7 protein-coding genes are annotated in these 6120 nt (G+C 67.4%); 3 read left to right on the top strand and 4 right to left on the bottom strand.

Annotated elements, in window-relative coordinates; genetic code table 11:
* Window positions 1–103: 103 nt before the first annotated feature.
* The 3 genes from AC5JJ2_RS04410 to AC5JJ2_RS04400 all read right to left on the bottom strand — a co-directional run bounded on the left by AC5JJ2_RS04410 (window position 104) and on the right by AC5JJ2_RS04400 (window position 3578).
* A complete protein-coding gene (locus AC5JJ2_RS04410; RefSeq protein WP_495856744.1) occupies window positions 104–1042 on the bottom strand; it encodes a sialidase family protein in 939 nt (312 codons plus the stop codon).
* A 69-nt stretch (window positions 1043–1111) separates the two neighbouring features.
* Window positions 1112–2335, bottom strand: coding sequence for a Gfo/Idh/MocA family protein (locus AC5JJ2_RS04405; protein ID WP_495856743.1), 1224 nt, complete (start codon window positions 2333–2335; stop codon window positions 1112–1114).
* Between the two features lie 235 nt (window positions 2336–2570).
* Complete coding sequence (locus AC5JJ2_RS04400) at window positions 2571–3578, bottom strand: glycosyltransferase family 4 protein (protein WP_495856742.1); 1008 nt, start codon at window positions 3576–3578, stop codon at window positions 2571–2573.
* Between the two features lie 12 nt (window positions 3579–3590).
* On the opposite strand from AC5JJ2_RS04400, the gene AC5JJ2_RS04395 reads away from it, so the two are divergent.
* Entirely contained in the window at window positions 3591–3800 is a 210-nt protein-coding gene (locus AC5JJ2_RS04395; protein ID WP_495856741.1) for a hypothetical protein, read from the top strand.
* Window positions 3801–4013: 213 nt separating this feature from the next.
* Here the strand turns inward: AC5JJ2_RS04395 and AC5JJ2_RS04390 are convergent, their stop codons facing one another.
* Entirely contained in the window at window positions 4014–4376 is a 363-nt protein-coding gene (locus AC5JJ2_RS04390; protein ID WP_495856740.1) for a DNA polymerase ligase N-terminal domain-containing protein, read from the bottom strand.
* A 227-nt stretch (window positions 4377–4603) separates the two neighbouring features.
* Here AC5JJ2_RS04390 and smpB point away from each other — a divergent pair, with 227 nt between their 5' ends.
* Window positions 4604–5074, top strand: a complete 471-nt coding sequence (gene smpB, locus AC5JJ2_RS04385; RefSeq protein ID WP_495856752.1) for an SsrA-binding protein SmpB — start codon at window positions 4604–4606, stop codon at window positions 5072–5074.
* A gap of 22 nt (window positions 5075–5096) precedes the next feature.
* Window positions 5097–6107, top strand: a complete 1011-nt coding sequence (locus AC5JJ2_RS04380; RefSeq protein WP_495856739.1) for a glycosyltransferase family 4 protein — start codon at window positions 5097–5099, stop codon at window positions 6105–6107.
* Window positions 6108–6120: the final 13 nt, after the last annotated feature.

The raw sequence follows: 6120 nt of genomic DNA, 5'->3' as shown, positions 1-6120 counted from the left end.
GCGGGCTGTCCACACCCGCCGGGGGTGGGTTTTTGGACCCTTACGGCCGGTCGGTTTTATTCCCGCGGGGGGGGGCCCCCCCCCCGACGCTCGCCTTCGCCTTTCACTTCTTCAACGTCGCCGGATCAATCGTGACGTGCTTGATGTGCGTCCGCCGCCACGTGTACGTGATCTGCAACATCCCGTCGCGGCCCAGGATCATCGCCGGGTAGGAGTACTCGCCGGGTTCCGCCTCCAGGTCGCGGACCCGCGCCCACGTCTTGCCGTCGTCGGTCGAGCGCGCGATGCTCAGCGGCGTGCGGCCCTGCGGAACCGGGTTGCAGACCATGAGCACGTCGCCGTCCTTCGTCGTCACCGTGTCCACGCCGGTACTCGGGTTGTCGAGGTCGGTCGCCGCGGCTGGCGAGAACGTCACCCCGCCGTCGGCCGATTCCGCGCGACAAACCTTCCGCGGGTCGAACGACCGCATCACCGCCACGACCCGGCCGTCGCCGGTGACGAACAGCGACGGCTGAATTTGCGCGTGCTTGCCCGGTACTTGGAATGCGTTCGACCGCCGCCACGTCTTGCCGTCGTCGGTCGAGCGGTCCACGAACGGCGTCCACGTCCGCGTCGGCCCGGCCCCGGCCTCCACCGACGTGCCCGCGAGCAGTGTGCCGTCCTTCAGTTGGATCGGCTTCGCGCGTACCGGGCCGTAGAAGCTCGCGGGCATCACTTCCGGCTTCGACCACGTCAGGCCGCCGTCGGCCGAGCGGCGCTCGTACCCCACCCACGTCGAGGGACTCGGCCCGGCCTTGTACCACAACACGAGGCCGCCGGCCGCGGGCTTGAACAGCACCGGGTTCCAGCACGGCTGCCCCGGCATCGTGCCGACGACGTGCGGCTCGGACCACTTGCCGTCGAAGGCGCTGGACCAGATTTGCACGTCCTTCGCCCCCTCGTCCGTGCCGCCGAACCACGCGGCGAGCAGCTTCCCCGGCGAGTGCTCCACGAGTGTGGATGCGTGACAGGAGGGGAAGGGGGCTTTCTCGTAGATGAACACGGTCGGAATCCTGGGGAGGGAATCGAAGCCCGAAAGCCCAGGCACGGCCGTGCCTGGGCTTTCGGGCGATCAACCACCAATGACCTGTTCCCGCTCCGCGTCCCAGTAGACCTTCTTCCCGGTGCGGTACGACAGGTTCGCCAGGTGCGCCGCCGTGATGACGCGGTGGCCCAGCTCGATCGGGCTGTTCGGCTCCTTCCGGCTCACGCAGCAGTCCAGCCAGTTCTTCACGTGCAGGTCCGTCTCGTTCTTCGACGCCCACGAGTCCACCGGCTTCGTCTCCGGGGTGATCTTGTCGATCGTGTCGTAGATGCGAATCTCCTTGTCCGCGTCGGCGATCAGCGTCATCTTCGTGCCGTAGAAGGCACACCCGACACCGTCCGCGCCGTTCACGAACTCGACGTTGAACGTCGCCGCGAACTTGCCGTAGTCCCAGACGCCGTGGACCACGTCCGGCGTCTCCCAGTGCTTGAAGTAGTACGTCCCGCCGTTCGTCGCGACCGACTTCGGCGCGTCCGCCCCGCTCAGCCACTGCACGATGTCCAGTTGGTGCGCCCCGATGTCCGTCATCAGCCCGCCGGCGTAGTCCCAGTACCACCGCCACGACCAGTACCGCGTCGCGTTGAACTCCCGCTTCGGGGCCTTGCCGAGGAACGCGTCCCAGTCGATCGACTTGATCGCCGCCTTGTCGAAGTCCTTTGGCGGGGCGAACGGGTCCTTCTTCACCCAGTTCCGGCAGTCCCACACCTTCACCCACACGATGTCGCCGAAGTCGTTGGACTGAATGATGTCGCGGGCCTTCCGCCAGTGCGGGCCGCTGTGCCGCTGGTTGCCGACCTGCACGATCCGGTTCGTGTTCCGGACGGCCTCGATCATCTCCTTCCCCTCGTCGATCGACTTCGTCAGCGGCTTCTCGACGTAGGTGTCCTTGTCCGCCTGCATCGCGGCGATGAGGATGTCGCGGTGGTGGTGGTCCGGCGTCGCGATCACGACGGCGTCGAGGTTCTTGTGCTCCAGCAGCTTCCGGTGGTCGGTATACCGCGTCGGCTTCTCCTGCTTGGCGTCCGTCACCAACTTCGCGAACTTGTCGAGCCGGAACCCGGCCACGTCGCACATGGCGACGACGTTGTGCCCGTTCTTGAGCACCTCGCGGGTGAGGGTGGACCCGCGGTTGCCGGTCCCGATGACGCCGACGTTGAGCTTCTCGTTCGAGTCGGCGGTGCGGCCGTAGCTGGCGGCCAGGGTGAACGCGGCGGACGACTGCAAGAACCGGCGGCGGGACAGCGGCGTCATGGGTGTGGTTCCGGGAAGGTGGCTGATGGGGTGAAAAGAGTGTACACGATGGCGGCGGCAAATAGTAGTAGGCACACTCCGTGTGCCGTCTGTTGTCGGCCGCGGCTGCTCGGCCGAACTCGCCGCGGCGGTCATAGTAGTAGGCACACTCCGTGTGCCGTCTGCTGCGGGTCGCAGCGACTCGGGCGAACTCTCTGGGCGCGTGAAGGAAACGGCACACGGAGTGTGCCTACTACTATGTCGGTACCAGGTTCCCCAGGAACTGGTTCGTGCAGTTCTCCCACGTATACCGCCGACCCTCCTCGGCGCACGCGGCCGGGTCGCCGGTCCGCATCGCTATCTCCACGGCGCGGCCGAGGTCATCGTCGAGCGCCCCCAGCTCCGGGCGGGTGATGATGTCGATGGGGCCGGTCACCGGGTACGCCGCGACCGGCAGCCCGCACGCCAGCGCCTCGATCATCACGAGGCCGAACGTGTCCGTCTTGCTCGGGAACACGAACAGGTCCGCGGACGCATAGCAGTCCGCGAGCGTCGCCCCCTTGCGGTAGCCGAGGAACACGGCGTCCGGGTATCGCTTCGTCAGTTCCTCGCGGGCCGGGCCGTCGCCGACGACCACCTTCGTCCCCGGCGTGTCGAGTTTCAGGAAGTCGTCGATCCCCTTTTCCGCCGAGACGCGGCCGACGTACAGCAGCACCGGCCGCGGGTACGGCCCCACTTCCTTCGGCTTCGGTTGAAAGAGCGTCAAGTCCACGCCGCGCGACCACCGGCGGATCGGCGACGCGAACCCGCGGGACTTCAGGTCCGCTTCCAGGCTCGGCGTCGCGACCATGACGGTCCCCGCCCCGTTGTGGAACCACCGCAGGATGCGGTACGCCCACGATTCGGGGAACCCGATGAGCCGGTGCAGGTACTCCGGGAACTTCGTGTGGTACGACGTGCTGAACTTCCACCCCCGTCTCGTGCAATGCCTGCGAACCATGTGGCCGATCGGCCCCTCCGTGGCGATGTGGACGTGCTCCGGGCCGAACCGCCGCACGAGCGTGTCGATCCGGTGCGGGGCGGGCAGCGAGAACGGAATCTCCGGGTAGAACGGCACGGACAGCTTGGAGAAGCAATCCGGCGAGACGACCTCGACCGCGTGGCCGAGCTGCCGAAGAATGCGGGTGGTAGTATCCAGCGTGCGGACGACGCCGTTGACCTGCGGGTGCCAGGCGTCGGTGGCGATCAGGATGCGGCGGTTCATGTGGGGGCTGTTATGCCAGTCGATCCGGACAAACGCAAGATGCGGGAGCTGAAGCGGGCCGTGAAGAAGCGCGGGAACAAGCACCGCCGCCAGACGCTGAAGCGGCAACTGGCCGACAACCCGGACGAGGCGGCCGACGCCGACGCGTCGGTCGGCCGGCACAGCTCGGCGAACTATAACGGGCTGGACCAGGACGCCACGCGGAAGCTGACGGAGGAATGACCGGCCACCGGCCGTCGGCCGGTTTTTTTTGTTTTCACCCCGAAGGGGTGGGAGATGTTAGCCCAGGGCAAGGAGCGCAGCGACGCCGCCCTGGGTGGAGATCGCAACCACCCGGCAGGCTGAAAGCCTGCAAGCGCATAGCCCAGGGCAACGCCCTGGGCGCGCTTCGGCGGTCGCGGACACGCATGGCCCCGCCCAGGGCGTTGCCCTGGGCTAAGAACTCCCACCCCTTCGGGGTGAGAACCGTGCCTCCGAAAACACGACCGCATCTCGGGCGAGCCTAATCTCACCGCAAATCCGTTCGCCTTCGGCTCGCACCATCCATTCGCCTTCCGCCCGTGTCACCCACTCGAACTCCCCCGCGTCCCACCGCGTAACCGTTCCCCGATTCCCGGACACCGGCCCCTCGTAGTCGAGGTACAGCTTCCGATGGTCCGCGTTACGCTCCGCCGGAACCGTCGTTCCCGCCGCGGGTTCCGCCAGCAGCCGCCACGCGAGCAGCACGTCGCCGTCTTCTAGCAACAGGTCCCAATGACGGATTGGCCAGTCGTGTTCGAGGATGACGAATCGGGGCATCGCACGTGTCCGTAGAAGTGTACGAAAGGACATTATACCCGTCGCGTCAACCCAGGTGGCGTTTCCGCCACGCGGGGCCACCCGTGGCGGTGGCGGCGGTGGCGGCGGGCTGTCAAACTGGCAGCCCGCGCCGTCCGGTTGGACTTCGCAGCTTCCCCAACCGTATGCTACTATCCGGGGCCGATGAATAGACGGGTAGCACCATGGCGAAGGCGGCGAACAAGAAGATGCCCGACAAGGACGGCCTCGTGCACGTCTGTCGGAACCGGCGGGCGGCGCACGACTACGACATCGTCGAGGCGCTGGAGTGCGGCATCGTCCTCGTCGGCACGGAGGTGAAGTCGCTCCGCGACGGGCACGCCACGCTCGACGACGCCTACGCGCGAATCCAGGACGACGAGCTGTGGCTCATCGGCTGCGAAATCCCGGAGTACTGGGCCGGGAACCGGATGAACCACAAGCCGAAGCGGGAGCGGAAGCTGCTCCTGCACCGGCGGGAGATCGAGAAGATCGTCGGCAAGGCGTCGCAAAAGGGGTTCACGCTCGTGCCGCTGAAGTTGTACTTCAAGGACGGCAAGGCGAAGGTGGAGATCGCGGTCGCGAAGGGGAAGCAGACGCACGACAAGCGGCACGCGCTGAAGGACGCCGAGGCGAAGCGGGACATGGACCGCGCGATGGCGAAGAAACGAAGGTCGTAACCCGTCGGCCACGGAGGGCCGCGTGAGACTCGTCGCACTGGTGGACTCGGTGGAACACGTGTGCAGCCGCTACCGGCTGGCCGCGTTCGCGCCGGCGCTGGCCGCCGCCGGGCACGCCCTCGACCTGCGGCCGCTGCCCGGCAACCCGTTCGCGCGGGCGATTCTCTTCCGCGACCTCCGCACGGCCGACGCCGTCATTCTCCAACGGAAGCTCCTCCCCGGCTGGCAACTCGCCGTCCTCCGCCGGTACGCCAAGAAGCTGATGTTCGACTTCGACGACGCCGTGTGGCTCCGCGACTCGTACTCGCCGAAGGGGAACGCCAGCCGCAAGCGATCCTACCGGTTCGCGCGAACCGTGCGGGCCGCCGACCTCGTGATCGCCGGCAACGACTTCCTCGCGGCCGAGGTGACAAGGCAGGCTCGCAACACACGAACGGTCGTCGTGCCGACGTGCCTGGATTCAACACGCTACCCGATCGCCGCGCATTCGCGGTTCGAGCAGCTTCACCTCGTCTGGGTCGGCTCGTCCAGCACGCTGCAAGGACTCGAACGCATCCGGCCGCTCCTCGAAGCGGTCGGGAAGGCGATTCCCGGTACGCGGCTGAAGCTCGTCTGCGACCGCTTCATGGAATTCGAGAACCTGGCCGTCGATGCGGTCCCGTGGTCCGCGGCGACGGAGGCGGAAGCGCTCGCGTCGGCCGATGTCGGCATCACCTGGGTTCCGGACGACGACTGGAGCCGCGGCAAGTGCGGGTTGAAGGTGCTGCAATACCAGGCCGCCGGGCTGCCGGTGATCGCGAACGCCGTCGGCGTTCACCCCGTGTTCGTGCGGCCGGAGGTCCACGGCTTCCTCGCGGACACGGCCGACGAGTGGGTGCGAAGTTTGAAGGCGCTGGCCGACCCGGCGGCGCGAACGCGGATGGGTCGCGCCGGGCGGGAGCAGGTCGCGGCCGCGTACACCGTGGCCGCGGGCGCGAAAAAGTGGATCGATGCCTTGCATCGGCTGACCGTGCCTGTGAGACAGGCCAGTTGAGGATCGGGATGGG

The organism is Limnoglobus sp., from assembly GCF_059499385.1.
Note: the sequence above shows the minus strand (reverse complement) of the source record. Positions and strands in the feature narration are given on the sequence as shown.

Bases quoted from the DNA above. Each gene is read 5' to 3' on its own strand.
- AC5JJ2_RS04405 (WP_495856743.1), bottom strand. From the start codon at position 2,335: ATGACGCCGCTGTCCCGCCGCCGGTTCTTGCAGTCGTCCGCCGCGTTC.
- AC5JJ2_RS04400 (WP_495856742.1), bottom strand. From the start codon at position 3,578: ATGAACCGCCGCATCCTGATCGCCACCGACGCCTGGCACCCGCAGGTC.
- AC5JJ2_RS04395 (WP_495856741.1), top strand. From the start codon at position 3,591: ATGCCAGTCGATCCGGACAAACGCAAGATGCGGGAGCTGAAGCGGGCC.
- AC5JJ2_RS04390 (WP_495856740.1), bottom strand. From the start codon at position 4,376: ATGCCCCGATTCGTCATCCTCGAACACGACTGGCCAATCCGTCATTGG.
- smpB (WP_495856752.1), top strand. From the start codon at position 4,604: ATGCCCGACAAGGACGGCCTCGTGCACGTCTGTCGGAACCGGCGGGCG.